Here is a 17,606-nt window from a genome sequence, read left to right as displayed (position 1 = left end):
ATCCGCATTTCCAATGACATCCCTCCTCGAAGAACCTCCCGCCGATCTGGAGCGCCGCTTCAGTGGTCTGGCGCGCCTCTATGGCGTAGCAGGCGCGCAGCGCATACGCCAGGCGCACATTGTGGTGGTAGGCTTGGGCGGGGTAGGGTCCTGGGCTGCCGAGGCCGCGGCGCGCAGCGGCGTGGCACGCCTGACCTTGATCGACCTCGACCACATCGCCGAGTCCAACATCAACCGCCAGGTCCATGCGCTTGACAGCACGTTGGGGCAGGCCAAGGTGCAAGCCATGCGTGAGCGCATCGCGCAGATTCACCCGGGCTGCCGCGTGGACGGCATCGAGGAATTTGTCGACGCCGCCAACTGGCCGGGCATCCTGGGCCTCGAAGAGGGCTTTGACCGCAAGCAGCTGGCCGTCATCGACGCCTGCGACCAGGTGAAAGCCAAAACCGCCATGGCAGCCTGGGCGATTGCCAACAAGGTGAATCTGGTCAGTGTAGGCGCCGCGGGCGGCAAGCGGCTGGCGCACCGCGTGGACATCGACGACCTGTCACTGGTCACGCACGACCCCTTGCTGGCGCAGTTGCGTTACCGGCTGCGCAAGGAGCACGGCGGCGCACGCAAAGGCAAGATAGATGTAGCCTGCGTCTTCAGCCGCGAGGCTGTGCTGCAGCCCGATGCGACAGACCAAAGCGACGGCAGCCTGAACTGCCACGGCTATGGATCGGTCGTCAGCGTGACCTCGACTTTCGGCCTGTGCGCGGCCGGCTGGGCACTCGACAAAATTGCGGCCTGAGTTTTTGCGAAGGCTTAAAAAATCACGCTATAATTCAAGGCTTTGCTGCCCTCGAAGCAGCAAATACCGGGATGTCTCGCAAGATACGTTCTTGGGACCATAGCTCAGTTGGTAGAGCAGCGGACTTTTAATCCGTTTGTCGTGGGTTCGACCCCCGCTGGTCCCACCAGAATTTCCGGGTTCTTAGCTCAGTTGGTAGAGCAGCGGACTCTTAATCCGTAGGTCGACAGTTCGAATCTGTCAGAACCCACCAAGTACATCAAGGACCTGGCCGCAAGGCCAGGTCCTTTTTTGTTGTTCTGCTGACAAACTCCCGAACGCGGGCTTTGCGGGCTCAAGCCGAGTAGCCCAGCAAGGGCAGCTCCATCTCCGCCTGCTTCGCCACCCGGATACAGTCTTTCATGTGTTCCTCGCCCAGGTAGCGTATCGCCGCATAGCCGACTGCAGCCGATACGATCTGGCCGGCCAGTGGCACATACTTGGCAAGCTGTTTGGTGGTCAGCCTGACGCCGATCTTGGTCGCAGCCTTGATGACGAGGTCACGGCTGATGAATTTGCCGATGAGCACCGAACCGACCAGCGTGACGGCTTTTTGCACCTGGTCGCGCTTTCTGGGCTCCAGCTTGTCAAGTTGCTGCGGCGTGAGACCGAACTCCCTGTTGATTTCCGGGATGAGCCGGGACAGCATCGCCGCATCCACCGCCCAGTCCAGCCCGGGCACCGGCACGGCGCTGGCTGCGGCCGCCACCATGGCACGCTTGTTCAGCAGCTTGCGGCTGCGTTTGACGGCGGCTTCAAGTGCCGCGTCGTCCGCGGCCATGTGCAAGGCTGAAGGCATTTAATCGGGCCCTTTCAATGGGTGACGCTGGTGGCGCGGTGCCGCCAAGGCCTTTCGCCACTTTACACCGCTGCCGTCTCGATCTGTTCGGTCAGCTCAAGCCACCGTTCTTCCAGCATGTCTATTTCGCCCTCGATGGCCTTGAGGCGCTTGCCGGTCTGGGCGATCTCTGCGGGCGCAGTGGTGGTGGTCAGCAAGCCCTGCAGGCTGTCGCGTTCCGCGGCCAGCGCTTTCATGCGAACGTCGATTTTCTCGATTTCCTTGCGCAGCGGTTTGGTGGCTTCGGCCTGTTGTTGGCGGCGCTGTGCATCAAGCTTGCGCTGTTCGGGCGTGTCTTTCGGGATCGGTTTTTTGCTGTCGGTCTGAACCGCCATTGCGGCTGTAGTCGCAGGTGATGCCACCGCAGGGGTGGCCGTATTGCCGGCTTTTTTGGCTTCCTCTCGCTGGCGTTTGGCGTGGTCCAGCAGGTACTTCTGGTAGTCGTCCAGGTCGCCGTCAAAAGGGGCAACACCGCCTTGGGACACCATCCAGAATTCGTCGCAGACGGCGCGCAGCAGCGCGCGGTCATGGCTCACCAGCATGACGGTGCCTTCAAACTCATTGAGTGCCATCGACAATGCTTCACGCGTGGCCAAGTCCAGGTGGTTGGTCGGCTCATCAAGCAGCAGCAGGTTGGGGCGCTGCCAGACGATCATGCACAGCACCAGACGTGCTTTTTCACCGCCGCTCATACTGCCCACGGCCTGCTTGACCATGTCGCCGCCAAAATTGAAATTACCCAGGAAGCTGCGCAAGTCCTGTTCACGCGTAGGCTGGTTGCCCATCTTGCCGGCGGCGGTGACTTCCTTGACCAGGCGGATCATGTGCTCCAGCGGGTTGTCGGCCGGGCGCAGCACGTCCAGTTCCTGCTGGGCGAAGTAGCCGATGTTCAGGCCCTTGCCCTCAATCATCTCGCCGCTGATGGGCGCGAGTGCCCGGGCCACAGTTTTTACCAACGTGGACTTGCCCTGGCCGTTGGCACCCAGGATGCCGATGCGCTGTCCGGCCAGCACCGATTTGCTGACGTTTTGCACGATGACCGTGGGCGGCGTACCTTCCGGGGCGTCTTCAAGCGGTGGGTAGCCGAAATAGGCGTTCTGCATCGACAGCATGGGATTGGGCAGGTTGGCCGGCTCCTTGAACTCGAAAGTGAAGTCGGCTTCAGCCAGCAGCGGCGCGATCTTCTCCATCCGGTCCAGTGCCTTGACGCGGCTTTGCGCCTGTTTGGCCTTGCTGGCTTTGGCCTTGAAGCGGGCGATGAACTTCTGCAGGTGGGCAATCTTGTCCTGCTGTTTGGAAAACGCAGTCTGTTGCAGCGCCATCTGCTCGGAACGCAAATCTTCGAACTTGCTGTAATTGCCGCCGTAGCGAGTGAGTTTTGCGCTTTCGATATGCACCGTCACGTCGGTCACGGCGTCGAGAAATTCGCGGTCATGGCTGATGACCAGCATGGTGCCCTGGTAGCGCTTGAGCCAGGCTTCCAGCCAGACCAGTGCGTCCAGATCCAGGTGATTGGTGGGTTCGTCCAACAGCAACAGGTCAGATGGGCACATCAGTGCGCGCGCCAGTTGCAGGCGCATGCGCCAGCCGCCGGAAAAGCTGTTGACGGGGTTGTCCAGTTCGCTGACCTTGAAGCCCAGCCCCAGGATCAATGCCTGCGCGCGGGCCTGCGAGTCATGCGCGCCGGAGTCGTACAGCTCCATGTACGCGTGCGCCATGCGGTCGCCGTCACCGCTGGCCTCGGCGGCCGCCACTTCGGCCTGCGCAGCCATCAGCACCACGTCGCCTTCGATCACGTAGTCGGTGGCGCTTTGCTCGGTTTCAGGCATGTCCTGCGCCACCTGTGCCATTCGCCATTGCGTCGGAATCGAAAACTCGCCGCCGTCTTCATGCAACGTACCGTTGAGCATCGCGAACAACGAGGACTTGCCCGCGCCGTTACGCCCCACCAAGCCAACATTTTCGCCGGGGTTGAGGGTGACGGACGCGCCATCCAGAATCACTTTGGCGCCGCGGCGCAGCACGACGTTTTTAAGGGTAATCATTTAATAAAAAGCTTCAGGAAAAGTATTCGGGGCGGCGGAGCGTCGCACACGCTTGCCATGCAAGCGCTGCGCCAGTCATCCAGGCCGGGGCTGAGCGCCAGCCTGGCCTTCAGGCCAGTTGTTCGCGCGTCAGCAGCAAGACCTGGTCGGCGCCCGAGCTGGTTTCGAACCACAGCGGTTCAAGCGTCGGGAAAGCACGCTCGAAATTCTCGCGCTCATTGCCGATTTCCAGCACCAGCACAGCATTTTCGCTCATATGGCGGGCCGCGTCCTGTAGAAGGCCGCGAATGAAGTCCATACCGTCCGTGCCGCCCAGCGTGTTTCCGTCCAGCGCCATCGCCGGTTCAGCCCGGAATTCCGCGGGAAGGGCTGCCATGCTGGCAGCGTTCACATAGGGCGGGTTGCACAAAACCAGGTCATACAGGCCCGCGCAGGCAGCCATGCCGTCAGATTCGATCAGCGTGATGCGGCCGTCGAGACGATGACGGTCCACATTGATACGGGCCACCTCCAGAGCGCCCAGGCTGATGTCGGCGGCGTCCACCACCACATCAGGGTAGGTCATGGCCGCCAGCACCGCGAGGCTGCCGTTGCCGGTGCAGAGGTCAAGCACGCGGTGGGTGTGTTCGCCCAGCCAGGGGTCTATGCTGGCGTCGGCCAGCAGCTCAGCAATGAGGGAGCGCGGAATGATCACACGCTCATCCACATAAAAGGGCACGCCCATCAGCCAGGCTTCGTTCGTCAGGTAAGCAGCCGGCTTGCGGGTGCTGATGCGTGCTTCCAAAAGCATAGCAGCTTGCACCCGTTCCTCTTGAGTTACAGGCCGATTCTCTACAGAATCCAGGTCGTCCACCGGCAAGCCCAGCTTCCACAGCACCAGCCAGGCGGCCTCGTCGAACGCGTTGATGGTGCCTTGCCCGAATCCGTCTGAAAAGTGCAGGCCGGCGGCTTCCAGCCTGGCGGCCATTTGCTCGACCAGTGCCAGCACCGTCAGCGGTGCAGCAGGAGTTGCCGGGTTCGTCATGCTGCCGCCAGCCGTTCCAGAACACCCTTGTAGATGTTTTTGAGCGGATCGAGCGAGCTCACCAGGACATGCTCGTTGATCTTGTGGATCGAAGCGTTGAGGGGACCGAATTCAATGACTTGCGGGCAGATTTTGGCGATAAAGCGGCCGTCACTCGTGCCGCCTGTGGTCGAAAGTTCGGTTTTCAGACCGGTTTCAGCCTGGATCGCTCCGCGCACCGCATCCACCAGTGTGCCCGGGGTTGTCAGGAAGGGAAGGCCGCCCAGGGTCCATTTCAGGTCGTACTCCAGCTGGTGCCGGCTGAGCACGGCCTGCAGGCGCTGCTGCAGGCTCTCCGGCGTGGATTCGGTGCAGAAGCGGAAATTGAAGTCCACCACCAGTTCGCCCGGAATGACGTTGGACGCGCCGGTGCCACCGTGGATGTTGGAGACCTGCCAGCTCGTGGCCGGGAAAAAGGCATTGCCTTTGTCCCATTCGGTAGACACCAGCTCGGCCAGCGCGGGGGCAAACAGGTGGATCGGGTTTTTGGCCAGGTGCGGGTAGGCAATATGGCCCTGCACGCCCTTGACGGTGAGCTTGCCGCTCATGGTGCCGCGGCGGCCGTTCTTGATCATGTCGCCCAGGCGCTCGACCGAGGTGGGTTCGCCCACGATGCAATAGTCCAGCGTTTCGCCACGCGCTTTCAGCTGCTCGCAGACCATGACCGTGCCGTCCACGGCCGGGCCTTCCTCGTCGCTGGTGATCAGGAATGCGATTGACAAGGCCGGATCCGGGTGGGCGGCCAGGAATTCCTCGACGGCGACCACCATGGCCGCAATTGACGTCTTCATGTCGGCGGCGCCACGGCCATACATTTTTCCGTCACGATGGCTGGGGGTGAACGGGTGGCTGTGCCACTGGTCAAGCGGGCCGGTGGGCACCACGTCGGTGTGGCCGGCAAATACCAAGGTTTTGACCAGTGTTTTGGCAGGCGTGGCGTCAGCGCGATTTGCTATTAATTCAGGAGCTGCTTGCGCCCGTGCTGATTGGCCTGCAGGCCTAAAATTCTTAAATTTCCCCTCGCGTTTGGCCCACAGGTTGGTCACGCGGAAGTCGGCGGGGCCGCTGACGATGGTTTCACATTGAAAACCCATCGGCGCCAGCCGGGCGATCAGCATGGCCTGGCAGTCGGCGTCGTCAGGCGTGACGGAGGGGCGGGAAATCAGCTGTTCGGCCAGATGCAGGGTTCGGGACATGTCGTTTAGGGCCTGTTAACACCGGCCCGAAAACGAGCACGGCCGTGTTTTTAGTGTTTCACGTCCAGCGTGATTTCCGTAAAGGACGGTTCGTCATCCGGATCCTCTTCGGGCTCCAGCGTCTTGGCCTTGATGGCGAAGTCATTTTCCAGCCGCCACATCAGGTTGGTTGGCGAGTCGGCGTAGAGAACACCTTCCTTGCGTGTTACGGTGCCGGCCACGATCAGCTTGGCGATGTCCTGCTCGAACGTCTGTGAGCCTTCGGCCATGGATTTTTCCATCGCTTCCTTGACGCCTGAAAAATCGCCTTTTTCGATCAGCTCGGAGATCAGCTTGGTGTTGAGCATGACTTCCACCGCTGGCGTTCGGCCGCCGTCCTGGGTGCGCAGCAGGCGCTGCGACACGATGGCCTTGAGTGCGGCACCCAGGTCGCCCAGCATGGTGCTGCGCACTTCCACCGGGTAAAAGCTCAGGATCCGGTTCAGCGCCTGGTAGCTGTTGTTGGCGTGCATGGTCGCCAGGCACAAATGGCCCGACTGCGCATAGGCAATGGCCGCCGACATGGTTTCGCGGTCGCGGATTTCGCCGATCAGGATGACGTCAGGCGCCTGTCGCAACGCATTTTTCAGCGCCACTTGCAGCGATTGTGTATCGCTGCCGACCTCACGTTGGTTGACCACCGATTTCTTGTTGGTGAACAGGAATTCGACGGGGTCCTCGATGGTGAGGATGTGGCCCAGCGTTGTCTCGTTGCGCAAATCGATCATGGAGGCCAGTGTGGTGCTTTTGCCGGCGCCGGTGGAGCCCACCATCAGCAGCAGGCCTCGCTTTTCCATGATCAGGTCAGCCAGGATCGGCGGCACGTTCAGGCTTTCCAGTGGCGGGATATCGCTGGGGATATAGCGGATCACGGCTGCGTAGGTGCTGCGCTGCTTGAATCCGCTGATACGGAAATTGCCCAGACCGGCAATTGGCAGCGCCATGTTGAGCTCACCCATTTCCTCCATCTCTTCGATGCGCTCGGGCGGCAGCACTTCAGCCAGCAGGTTGCGCGGCGCCTCCGGCGGCAGGATCTGCGCATTGATCGGGATGGCCTGGCCATTGATCTTGATCAGGGCGGGCGAATGGGCCGACAGGTAGACGTCAGACGCCTTCTTGTCCACCATCAAACGCAGGATTCTTTCCATCGTGCTCATAGTCCACCCTCTTGATTGAAATGAAATACAACGTTGGCCACCCGGCTTACGGTTCCTCGCCGGCAGGGGCCGCGGAACCGGCTTTGCCGGGCCGCAGGCGCAGCGGCCCCCTCGGGGGGCAGCGCACTACGCGGAGCGAGAAGCGTGGGGGTCATGTCTAGTCGCGCAGCAGATCGTTCAGGCTGGTGGTGGAACGGGTTTTTGCGTCCACGCGCTTGACGATCACCGCGCAGTACATGCTGTACTTGCCGCCGGCCTTTGGCAGGTTACCCGACACCACGACGGAGCCTGCAGGAATACGGCCGTAGGTGACGGTGTCGGCTTCGCGGTCGTAAATCGGCGTGCTCTGGCCGATGTAGACACCCATAGAGATCACCGAATTTTCTTCGACGATCACGCCTTCGACCACTTCAGAGCGTGCGCCGATAAAGCAGTTGTCTTCAATGATGGTGGGGTTGGCCTGCAGCGGCTCCAGCACGCCGCCCAGACCGACGCCGCCGGAGAGGTGCACATTGTTGCCGACCTGCGCGCAGCTGCCCACGGTGGCCCAGGTGTCCACCATGGTGCCTTCGCCTACCCAGGCGCCGATGTTGACGTAGCTGGGCATCAGGATCGCGCCCTTGGCGATGAAGCTGCCGCGGCGGGCCACAGCGGGGGGCACCACGCGCACACCGGTTTCGCGCATTTCAGCTTCGCTCAGGTGCGCAAATTTGGTTTTGACCTTGTCGAAAAAGCCGAGGTCGCCGGCGCGCATGAGTTCGTTGTCTTTCAGGCGAAAGCTCAGTAGCACGGCTTTCTTGATCCACTGGTGCGTCGTCCACACACCCACGCTTTCGCGGGTGGCCACGCGCAGCGAGCCATTGTTCAGCTGGGAAATCGTTTGCTCCACTGCCTCCAGGATGTCCTTGGGCGCCGACTTGGGCGACAGGTTGGCGCGGTCTTCCCAGGCGGCGTCAATGGTTTGCTGGAGCGCTTGCAGGTTGGCTTGAGTCATGAGAATGGTTTTTCAGTGAACTTTGGATTGGATGAACTGGACGATGCGCTCTGCGGCCTCCACGCATTCGGCGGTTTCTGCCACCAGCGCCATGCGAATTCTGCCGGCGCCGGGGTTGTGCCCCTGCGCATCGCGTGCCAGGTAACTGCCCGGCAACACCACGACATTGTAAAGAGCGAGCAGCTCGCGCGAAAACGCGGTGTCGGAGCCCTTGAATGCCTCGGGGATTCCGGCCCACAGGTAAAAGCCTGCGTCGGGCAGGGCGACGTCCATTACAGCCGACAGCATGGGCGTGACTTTGGCGAATTTTTCGCGGTACATGGCGCGGTTGTCGACCACGTGCTGCTCGTCATTCCAGGCGGCGATGCTGGCCGCCTGCACGATGGGGCTCATGGCGCTGCCGTGGTAGGTACGGTAGAGCAAAAAGGGCTTGATCAGTGCTGCATCGCCCGCCACAAAGCCGCTGCGCAGGCCCGGCACATTGCTGCGCTTGGACAGGCTGGTAAGGGAAATCAGGTTTTTGAAGTCATGGCGGCCCAGCTCTGCGGCTGCTTGCAGCCCGCCCAGAGGCGCCTCATCACGGAAGTAAATCTCGCTGTAGCACTCGTCGGAGGCAATCACAAAGCCGTAGCGGTCGCTGAGCTCAAACAGCAGCTTCCATTCGGCCAGCGACATCACCGCGCCGGTGGGGTTGCCGGGTGAGCAGACAAACACCAGCTGGGTCTTGGCCCAGACGGCTTCGGGCACACCGGCCCAGTCGACTGCGAAGTTGCGCGCCGGGTCGCTGGGCGCGAACCAGGTCTGGGCACCCGCCAGAAGGGCTGCGCCCTCGTAAATTTGGTAGAACGGGTTCGGGCAGACCACGGTGGCGCCCGGTTTGCTGGCGTCAAGCACAGTTTGCGCCAGTGAAAACAGCGCCTCGCGCGAGCCGTTGACCGGCAGGATTTGCGTGGCCGGGTCCAGCTTCAGGCCATAGCGGCGGGCCAGCCAGTCGGTCATGGCCTGCCGCAGCTTCGGCTCCCCCAGCGTGCCGGGGTAACTGGCCAGGCCGCCCAGGCTGGCTGTCAGCGCATCCTTGATGAGCTGCGGCGTGGCATGGCGGGGTTCACCGATGCCAAGGCTGATGGGTTTATAGGCCGGGTTGGGGGTGACATCGGCGTGCAACTGGCGCAGCCGCTCAAACGGGTAGGGCTGGAGGCGTGAAAGCAGGGGATTCATGCCCTGATTATCCAGCCTCGCCTTGCTGACCCGCTGCTGGTCTGGGTTGCGGCATGTCACGCCTTGGTCTGATCGCTATCAAATTAATAGCTGCTCGCGCCCGTTCTTATTGGGATCCGGGCCAATTCAATCTAAATTTCCCCGGTACCCAGCCATTTTTAGGCCGCGCAGGGCCGGGCATCACCCTGACAGACCGCCGCCGCTCGAAGCAAAGTGTTTCACGCCGGGCCCGTCAAGGGCCTTTTTCCCGGCAAAATCCCACTCCCGCTCGGGTAACATGGCGGACCGTGTGCTACTGAAAGTGGTACACGATGTGTGTCAGCGTTTTTCCATAAAACGCCATAAAAATCAACGAGTTAGGGTTGTAATTCCCTACCTCTGGCTCAAAAAAACAGGGACAGCCGTGCGTCTCAATTCGATCAAGCTATCTGGTTTCAAATCATTCGCAGAGCCCACCAATTTCGTACTGCCGGGCCAACTGGTCGGTGTGGTGGGCCCCAACGGTTGCGGCAAGTCCAACATCATGGACGCGGTGCGCTGGGTGCTGGGCGAGAGCAAGGCCTCCGAGCTGCGCGGTGAGTCCATGCAGGACGTCATCTTCAACGGCACCACCACACGCAAGCCCGCCAGCCGCTCCAGCGTGGAACTGGTCTTTGACAACGCAGACCACCGTGCCGGCGGCCAGTGGGGCCAGTTTGTCGAAATCGCCGTCAAGCGCGTGCTGACGCGAGACGGCACCTCCAGCTACTACATCAACAACCAGCCGGTGCGCCGCCGCGACGTGCAGGACGTGTTCCTTGGCACCGGCCTGGGCCCGCGTGCCTACGCCATCATCGGCCAGGGCACCATCAGCCGCATCATCGAATCCAAGCCCGAAGAGCTGCGCCTTTTCCTCGAAGAAGCCGCCGGTGTTTCCAAGTACAAAGAGCGCCGCCGCGAGACCGCCAACCGGCTCTCGGACACCCGCGAAAACCTGACCCGCGTCGAAGACATTCTGCGCGAGCTGAACGCCAATCTGGACCGGCTCGAAAAGCAGGCCGAGGTCGCGATGCGCTACAACGCGCTGAATGCCGACGCCAGCCTGAAGCAGCACCAGCTGTGGTTCCTCAAACGCGCCGAAAGCGAAGCCGACCAGTCCAAGGTCAAGGCCGACGCCGAAAAGGCCGTGAATGACCTCGAAAGCCGCGTGGCCGACCTGCGCCACATCGAGGCCGACCTCGAAACCATTCGCCAGGCTCACTATTCGGCCGGCGACCAGGTCAACCAGGCCCAGGGCAAGCTGTACGAGGCCAGCGCCGAAGTCGGCCGCCTGGAAGCCGAGATCCGCTTTGTGGTCGACGGCCGCCAGCGCGTTGAGCAACGCCTGGCCCAGTTGAAAGAACAAACTGCCCAGTGGGCCACGCGCAAGGAAGACGCCGCCGTCGAGACGGAAAACCTCGCCGCGCAAGCCATTGAGGCCGAAGAAAAAGCCGAGCTGCTGGCCGCGCAGACCGAGGAGCACCAGACGCAGTTGCCCGCCCTGGAAGACGCCTTGCGCCAGGCCCAGGCCAAAGCCAACGAGCAGCGCGCAAGCGTCGGCCAGGTGCAACAGCAAATCCAGGTGCTGGCTGCCGACCAACGCAACATTGAAGAGCAGTCGCGCACGCTGAACCTGCGCCTGGAAAAGCTCACCGCCGACCGCAACGCGCTCAACGCGCCCGACGAAGCCCGTCTGGCCAACCTGAACACGCAGTTCAGCGCCGCACAGGAAGCTCAGGCTGAAGCCGAGGCCCGCCTGCATGAACTGACCGACAGCGTGCCGCAGCTCGACGAAGAACGCCGCACGCTGCAGCAGACCGTCAACACCGAATCCGCCAAACGGGCTGATTTGTCGGCGCGCATGGAAGCGCTCAAGGCCTTGCAAGAAAAGGTCAAGACTGACGGCAAGCTCAAGCCCTGGCTGGCCAAGCACGGCCTCGATGGCCTGCAAGGCCTCTGGAGCCGCATTCACATCGAACAAGGTTGGGAAAACGCGCTTGAAGCCGCGTTGCGCGAACGCCTGGGGGCGCTGGAAGTCAGCCGGCTCGACATGGTGCGCGGCTTTGCCGGCACCGATGGCCGCGACACGCCGCCGGCCAAGCTCTCGTTTTATTCGCCGCCCAGTGCTGCTGCGCCTGCGCGTGTCAATGCGGCGATCAGCCTCAAACCCCTCACCGAGCTGCTGCGCCTCAATGATGCCGGACAGTCCGCATTGCTGGGCGACTGGCTGCAGGGCTGCTACACGGCGCAAGGCCTGGACGACGCCCTGGCCACACGCGACAAGCTGCAGGCCGGCGAAGTGATTTATGTGCAAAGCGGCCATGCCGTCACGCACCACAGCGTGAGCTTTTACGCCCAGGATTCCGAACAGGCCGGCCTGCTGGCCCGCGCCCAGGAGATTGAAAACCTCGACAAGCAGCTCAAGGCCCAGGCGCTGATCAGCGAAGAGGCCCGCTCCGCGCTGATACGCGCCGAAGCCGCCTATGCCGACGCCGCCCAGCGTCTGGCCACGGCACGCCGCGAAACCGCCGAAGGCCAGAGCCGCACCCATGAGCTGCAGGTCGAAGTGCTGCGCCTGACGCAGCTGGCCGAACAAACCCGCGCACGCAGCGAGCAGATTCAGGCTGACATGGCCGAAATCGAAGCGCAACTTGGCGAATTGCAGGAACGCAAGGTCACGGCTGAAGGCCGTTTTGAAGAACTCGACATGCAACTGGCCGACAGCCAGGAACGCCATGCGCAGCTGGATGACCGCGTGATCGAAACCGAGCGCAAGCTGGGCGAATCACGCGAGCAGCAGCGCACGCTGGAACGCCAGGCGCAGGAAGCCGCATTTGCGCTGCGCAGCCTGGCCTCCCGCCGCGAAGAGCTAACCCGCTCCATCGACATTGCGGCTCAGCAGGCCAGCTCCATCGCCAGCGAGGAAGCGCAGGCCCGTGAAGAGCTCACCCGCCTGACAGACGCCGCGGCGCAGGCCGGCCTGCAAAGCGCACTGAGCGTGAAGCTTGAGCGTGAAGCCGACCTGGGCGCCAAGCGCAGCCAGTACGACGACCTGACCAGCAAGCTGCGCGCCAGCGATGAGCGGCGCCTGCAGCTCGAGCGCGAGCTGGATCCGCTGCGTCAGCGCATCACCGAGTTCCAGCTGAAAGAGCAGGCCGCCCGCCTGGGCTTTGAGCAATACGCGCAGTTGCTGGCCGACGCGCAGGCCGACCTGGCTGCGGTGGAGCAATCCATCCAGTCCGGCAATGTGCGCCTGACCGGCCTGCAAGGCGAAATTGACCGCATCAACCGCGAAATCCAGTCGCTGGGCGCCGTCAACCTGGCCGCGCTGGACGAGCTGAGCACCGCGCGCGAACGCAAACAATTCCTGGATGCGCAGTCCGCCGACCTGAACGAAGCGATGACCACGCTGGAAGATGCGATCAAGAAGATCGACATCGAAACGCGCGACCTGCTCTCGAGTACCTTCGACACGGTCAACGGCCATTTTGGCCGCATGTTCCCCGAACTCTTCGGCGGCGGCAATGCCAAGCTCATGATGACGGGCGAGGAAATCCTCGACGCCGGAGTACAGGTGATTGCCCAGCCGCCCGGCAAGAAAAACCAGACCATTCACCTGCTCTCAGGCGGTGAAAAAGCGCTCACGGCCATCGCGCTGGTGTTTGCCATCTTCCAGCTCAACCCCGCACCTTTCTGTTTGCTCGATGAGGTCGACGCGCCGCTGGACGACGCCAACACCGAGCGCTACGCCAAGCTGGTGCGATCCATGAGCAAGGAAACGCAGTTCCTCTTCATCAGCCACAACAAGATCGCCATGGAAATGGCCGAACAGTTGATTGGCGTGACCATGCAGGAGCAGGGCGTTTCACGCATCGTGGCGGTGGACATGGAAGCTGCCATCGGTTTCGCAGAAGCAGCCTGACCCCAAAATGAGCACATTGCAGATCAGTCTGGCGGTGGTGGGCGGGCTGGTGCTGGCCGGTGTGGTGGCACACAGCGCCTGGTCGTCGCGCAGAAACCTGCCCAAGCAGGCCACACCGGAAGCCCCCGCTCCCGAGCAAGAGCTTGCACCTGCACAAAATGGCGAAGGCGCCGCGACTGAACGGCTGGAACCCAGCTTTGACGTGGATTCTGGCTTGGCATCACTGGCTTCGCTCGCCACGATGAATGCATCCGACAGAAAACCAGGCCTTGACGTGCTGATTGATGCCGTTGCGCCCGTGGTGATTGAGGGCATGGTGTCGGGCGAAGCCGCGCTTGCCGCCATGCCCAGCACGCGCCGGGCCGGCAGCAAGCCTTTCGGCGTGGAAGGCCTGAGCATCATTACCGGCGAATGGGAATTTCCCACAGCAGGGCATCGTTACAGCGCCTTTCAGTGCGGCGTGCAGCTGGCCAACCGCACCGGTGCGCTCAACCAGATTGAATACTCTGAATTCGTGATGAAGGCGCAGGCGTTTGCCGATGCGGTGGGCGGCGAGCCGGAATTTCCGGAAATGCTGGACGAGGTGGCGCGAGCCCGCGAACTCGACCAGTTTGCCAGCGGCCATGACGCACAGCTGAGCTTTACCCTGCGCGCCGTCAACACCGCCTGGAGCCCGGGTTATGTCCACCAAAGCGCGGCCCGGCTGGGCTTCGTTCCCGGCTCCATTCCCGGGCGCATGGTGTTGCCGGCGAGCCAGCAGGGGCAGGCGCCCATCCTGGGGCTGGCTTTCGACACACAGGCTGCCATGGCAGAGGACCCGGAGCAGACGGCGCTGCGTGAACTGACGCTGTCGCTCGACGTTCCACAGGTTTCCCGCTCCGAGCAGCCCTTTGCACGCATGTGCGAAGCCGCGCTGTCCCTGGCAGCCAATATGGACGGCGTGATCATCGACGACAACGGCAACCTGATCCGGCCCGAGGCGATGGAGGTCATCCACGCCGACCTGGAACAGCTTTATGACACGCTGGACAGCCGTGATTTGTCGGCAGGTTCGGTGCTGGGGCGCCGCCTTTTTTCCTGAATTCCCCGGGCTTTTCGCCCGTTTCCGACTTTCTTCATGGCCACCAAAGACCTGTTTGCGCAGCCCGAACCCTCGCCGCAGTCGGCCTCCGCCGCGGAGCGCGTCGCTGCGTTGCGCGCAGAGCTGCATCTGCACGCGCACCGCTACTACGTGCTCGATGAGCCCACGATTCCCGATGCCGAGTACGACAAGCTGTTCAAAGAGTTGCAGGCGATTGAGGCGGCTCATCCGGAACTGCTGACACCCGATTCACCGACCCAGCGCGTGGGCGGCAAGCCGCTGGACCAATTCGCCAGTGTGCGCCACAAGGTGCCCATGCTAAGCATTCGCACTGAAACTGACACCGAAGCCACAGGCGCCCAGAATTTCGATACCCGCGTGCGCAAGGAGTTGGATCTGGCGGAATCCGACGCGCCTGTCGAATATGTCGCCGAACTCAAGTTCGACGGCCTGGCCATGAGCCTGCGTTATGAAAACGGTGTGCTGGTGCAGGCCGCCACGCGCGGTGACGGTGAGGTCGGCGAGGACGTGACGCAGAACATCCGGACCATCAACCAGATTCCGCTTCGATTGCCTGCCGATGCCCCGCCGGTCATGGAAGTGCGCGGCGAGGTTTACATGCGCCGCGCCGACTTCGAAGCGCTCAACGAGAAGCAGCGCGAGAAGATCGCGCAAGGCGCCAAGGGCGAAAAAACCTTCGTCAATCCGCGCAACGCCGCGGCTGGCGGCGTGCGCCAGCTGGATCCAGCGTTGGCCGCGCGGCGGCGCTTGAGTTTTTTTGCTTACGGTTTGGGGGATATCTCTCCGCCGGAAGAGGGCGGTCCGGCGTTCGAAACCCATTTTCAGCTCCTGCTAACACTCAAATCATGGGGTTTTCCGGTCGCAGCCCAGACGCAACTCGCGCAAGGCGCTCCTGAATTAATAGCATTCCACCAGACCATGGGCAAGCAGCGCGACAGCCTGCCTTATGACATCGACGGCGTGGTCTACAAGGTCAACAGCCTGGCGCTGCAGAAAAAAATGGGCTTTGTCACGCGCGAGCCGCGCTGGGCCGTGGCGCACAAATACCCGGCGCAGGAGCAGCTCACCACCGTGCTGGCCATTGAGGTGCAGGTGGGCCGCACCGGCAAGCTGACGCCGGTTGCCAAGCTGGCACCGGTATTTGTGGGCGGTGTCACCGTGACCAACGCCACGCTGCATAACGAAGACGAAGCACGCCGCAAGGACGTGCGGGTGGGAGACACCGTGATCGTGCGCCGCGCGGGTGACGTGATACCCGAAGTCGTCAGCGTGCTGCTCGACAAACGGGTGCAGGATGCGCCGCAATTCACGATGCCGCGCAAATGCCCCGTCTGCGGCTCCGACGCCGTGCGAGAAGAAGATGAGGCCGATTACCGGTGCACCGGCGGACTTTTCTGCGGTGCCCAGCGCAAGGAAGCCATCCTGCATTACGCACACCGGCGCGCCGTCGAAGTCGAAGGCCTGGGTGACAAGTTGGTCGAGCAGCTGGTGGATGCGAATGTGATCCGCACCTTGCCCGATCTCTACAAGCTGGGCCTGACGGCGCTCGCCAGCCTGGACCGCATGGCGGAAAAGTCTGCCAACAATCTGCTGGAGGCTCTTGAAAAGTCCAAGCAGACAACCTTGCCGCGCTTCCTGTTCGGCCTTGGCATACGCCACGTCGGCGAGGCGACGGCCAAGGAACTGGCCCGCCACTTCGGAAAGCTGGACGCCATCATGGACGCCACTGAAGCGCAACTGCTGGAAGTCAGCGATGTGGGGCCTATCGTGGCGCAGAGTATTCGCACCTTCTTTGAGCAGGCGCACAACCGCGAAGTGGTCGAGCAACTGCGCGCCTGTGGCGTGACCTGGGAGGAGGGTGAACCAGCTGCCAGGGCGCCGCAGCCGTTGTCGGGCAAGACTTTTGTCATCACCGGCACATTGCCCACCTTGAGCCGCGACGAGGCCAAAGACAGGGTGGAGGTTGCAGGCGGCAAGGTGGCTGGCTCTGTCAGTAAAAAAACCGACTACGTGGTGGCGGGCGAGGAGGCCGGCAGCAAGCTGGTCAAAGCCCAAACACTGGGTGTTCCGGTCATCGACGAAGCGGCCTTGCTGGCCTTGCTGGCTGGCCCACCCGGATAGTTTCAGGCTCACGGGAAGCAACACACCCATGCAGGCATTCGAAAACCTCAACTCTGCGGACCTCCTGGACTCGCTCCTGAGCCTGTCTTCGGCGTTCGTTTTTGGCGCCTTGATCGGTTTTGAGCGCCAGTACCGGCAACGCACCGCAGGACTTCGCACCAACGTATTGGTGGCCGTGGGCTCCGCGATTTTTGTCGACATGGCGAACCGGCTGACCGGCTCGTCGGGCGCCGTGCACGTCGTGGCCTATGTGGTGTCAGGCATAGGCTTTCTGGGTGCCGGCGTGATCATGCGAGAGGAAGGCAATGTGCGCGGGCTCAACACGGCCGCCACCTTGTGGTGCTCGGGCGCTGTGGGCGCCTGCGCGGGCGCCGACCTGGTGGTGCAGGCAGGCATTGCCACGCTGTTCGTGCTGGCGGCCAATACCTTGCTGAGGCCCATCGTCAACCAGATCAACCGCTTGCCACTGGACGTGCAGTCGGCCGAGGTAACCAACTCGGTCTATGTGGTCACGAGCGGGGAGCATCAGAAAGAGGTGCTGGGTGCCCTGGAGAAATCGCTGGAGGAGCTGCACTATCCGACCAACGATCTCAAAGTGTCCGTCTTTGGCGAGGAAAGCGTGAAGATCCAGGCGACGCTGGTCGCCATTGCGGTGGACGGCCCCGCGATGGACCGCCTTGTCAGGCAGCTCGGTGAGTTGCCTGCGGTCAGCCAGGCTTACTGGAGCGCCAGCACCACGGAATAGTGCGTCAAGGAAGCGCCTTACATGGCGTTACCGGGGTTTGCACGCCGGACGTCACGCCAGGCGGCTACGCCAGACGTTGAAAAGACCTGTACACACAGGAGTTTTTCATGGATTACAAACGTTTCTCTGCCCTGGCAGGGGCCGCCGGCCTAGCTGTTTTGCTGTCTGGCTGCGTGGTGGCACCGATTGCCCCACGTCCGGTGGCTGTTTACCCGGCCCGCCCTGTCTACGTGGAGCCAGCCCCCGTGGTGGTGGTTCCCGCGCCCGGCTATTACCGGGGTTGGGGCTATCGGCATTGGCGCTAAAACTTCCCCGA

13 protein-coding genes and 2 tRNA genes are annotated in these 17,606 nt (G+C 62.4%); 8 read left to right on the top strand and 7 right to left on the bottom strand.

Features of this window, described 5'->3' with window-relative positions; all coding sequences use genetic code 11:
* Positions 1-13: 13 nt before the first annotated feature.
* The 3 genes from AC1D1J_RS01860 (at position 14) to AC1D1J_RS01850 (ending at position 1,046) form a co-directional block, all read left to right on the top strand.
* A complete protein-coding gene (locus AC1D1J_RS01860) occupies positions 14-793 on the top strand; it encodes a tRNA threonylcarbamoyladenosine dehydratase (RefSeq protein ID WP_477693736.1) in 780 nt (259 codons plus the stop codon).
* Positions 794-886: 93 nt separating this feature from the next.
* A tRNA-Lys gene (locus AC1D1J_RS01855) sits at positions 887-962 on the top strand.
* An 8-nt stretch (positions 963-970) separates the two neighbouring features.
* Positions 971-1,046, top strand: a tRNA-Lys gene (locus AC1D1J_RS01850).
* A gap of 81 nt (positions 1,047-1,127) precedes the next feature.
* Here AC1D1J_RS01850 and AC1D1J_RS01845 read toward each other — a convergent pair.
* The 7 genes from AC1D1J_RS01845 to dapC form a co-directional block, all read right to left on the bottom strand.
* Positions 1,128-1,631 carry a hypothetical protein gene (locus AC1D1J_RS01845; protein WP_477686283.1) on the bottom strand — a complete coding sequence of 168 codons (504 nt, stop codon included), beginning with the start codon at positions 1,629-1,631 and terminating at the stop codon, positions 1,128-1,130.
* Positions 1,632-1,693: 62 nt separating this feature from the next.
* Complete coding sequence (locus AC1D1J_RS01840) at positions 1,694-3,715, bottom strand: ATP-binding cassette domain-containing protein (RefSeq protein WP_477693735.1); 2,022 nt, start codon at positions 3,713-3,715, stop codon at positions 1,694-1,696.
* Positions 3,716-3,824: 109 nt separating this feature from the next.
* Positions 3,825-4,739: a 50S ribosomal protein L3 N(5)-glutamine methyltransferase gene (gene prmB, locus AC1D1J_RS01835; protein ID WP_477693734.1), complete on the bottom strand. Its 915-nt coding sequence runs from the start codon at positions 4,737-4,739 to the stop codon at positions 3,825-3,827.
* Complete coding sequence (gene dapE, locus AC1D1J_RS01830; protein ID WP_477693733.1) at positions 4,736-5,974, bottom strand: succinyl-diaminopimelate desuccinylase; 1,239 nt, start codon at positions 5,972-5,974, stop codon at positions 4,736-4,738. Before dapE ends, prmB begins: the two co-directional genes overlap by 4 nt.
* Before the next feature lie 50 nt (positions 5,975-6,024).
* Entirely contained in the window at positions 6,025-7,170 is a 1,146-nt protein-coding gene (locus AC1D1J_RS01825; RefSeq protein WP_477648390.1) for a PilT/PilU family type 4a pilus ATPase, read from the bottom strand.
* Between the two features lie 157 nt (positions 7,171-7,327).
* Positions 7,328-8,164 carry a 2,3,4,5-tetrahydropyridine-2,6-dicarboxylate N-succinyltransferase gene (gene dapD / locus AC1D1J_RS01820; protein WP_457280835.1) on the bottom strand — a complete coding sequence of 279 codons (837 nt, stop codon included), beginning with the start codon at positions 8,162-8,164 and terminating at the stop codon, positions 7,328-7,330.
* Positions 8,165-8,176: 12 nt separating this feature from the next.
* Complete coding sequence (gene dapC / locus AC1D1J_RS01815) at positions 8,177-9,382, bottom strand: succinyldiaminopimelate transaminase (RefSeq protein WP_477693732.1); 1,206 nt, start codon at positions 9,380-9,382, stop codon at positions 8,177-8,179.
* A gap of 403 nt (positions 9,383-9,785) precedes the next feature.
* Between dapC and smc the strand changes: the two genes are divergently transcribed.
* The 5 genes from smc to AC1D1J_RS01790 all read left to right on the top strand — a co-directional run bounded on the left by smc (position 9,786) and on the right by AC1D1J_RS01790 (position 17,595).
* Entirely contained in the window at positions 9,786-13,322 is a 3,537-nt protein-coding gene (gene smc, locus AC1D1J_RS01810; RefSeq protein WP_477693731.1) for a chromosome segregation protein SMC, read from the top strand.
* Between the two features lie 7 nt (positions 13,323-13,329).
* Positions 13,330-14,403 carry a cell division protein ZipA C-terminal FtsZ-binding domain-containing protein gene (locus AC1D1J_RS01805; RefSeq protein ID WP_477693730.1) on the top strand — a complete coding sequence of 358 codons (1,074 nt, stop codon included), beginning with the start codon at positions 13,330-13,332 and terminating at the stop codon, positions 14,401-14,403.
* A gap of 36 nt (positions 14,404-14,439) precedes the next feature.
* Positions 14,440-16,545 (top strand): NAD-dependent DNA ligase LigA, encoded by a 2,106-nt coding sequence (gene ligA / locus AC1D1J_RS01800; protein WP_477693729.1) that lies wholly within the window; start codon positions 14,440-14,442, stop codon positions 16,543-16,545.
* Between the two features lie 28 nt (positions 16,546-16,573).
* Positions 16,574-17,290 (top strand): MgtC/SapB family protein, encoded by a 717-nt coding sequence (locus AC1D1J_RS01795; protein WP_477686291.1) that lies wholly within the window; start codon positions 16,574-16,576, stop codon positions 17,288-17,290.
* Between the two features lie 107 nt (positions 17,291-17,397).
* Complete coding sequence (locus AC1D1J_RS01790) at positions 17,398-17,595, top strand: hypothetical protein (RefSeq protein ID WP_477686292.1); 198 nt, start codon at positions 17,398-17,400, stop codon at positions 17,593-17,595.
* Positions 17,596-17,606: the final 11 nt, after the last annotated feature.

The organism is Polaromonas sp. P1_F8 (assembly GCF_056405635.1).
This window is presented reverse-complemented; position numbering and strand designations above follow the sequence as displayed.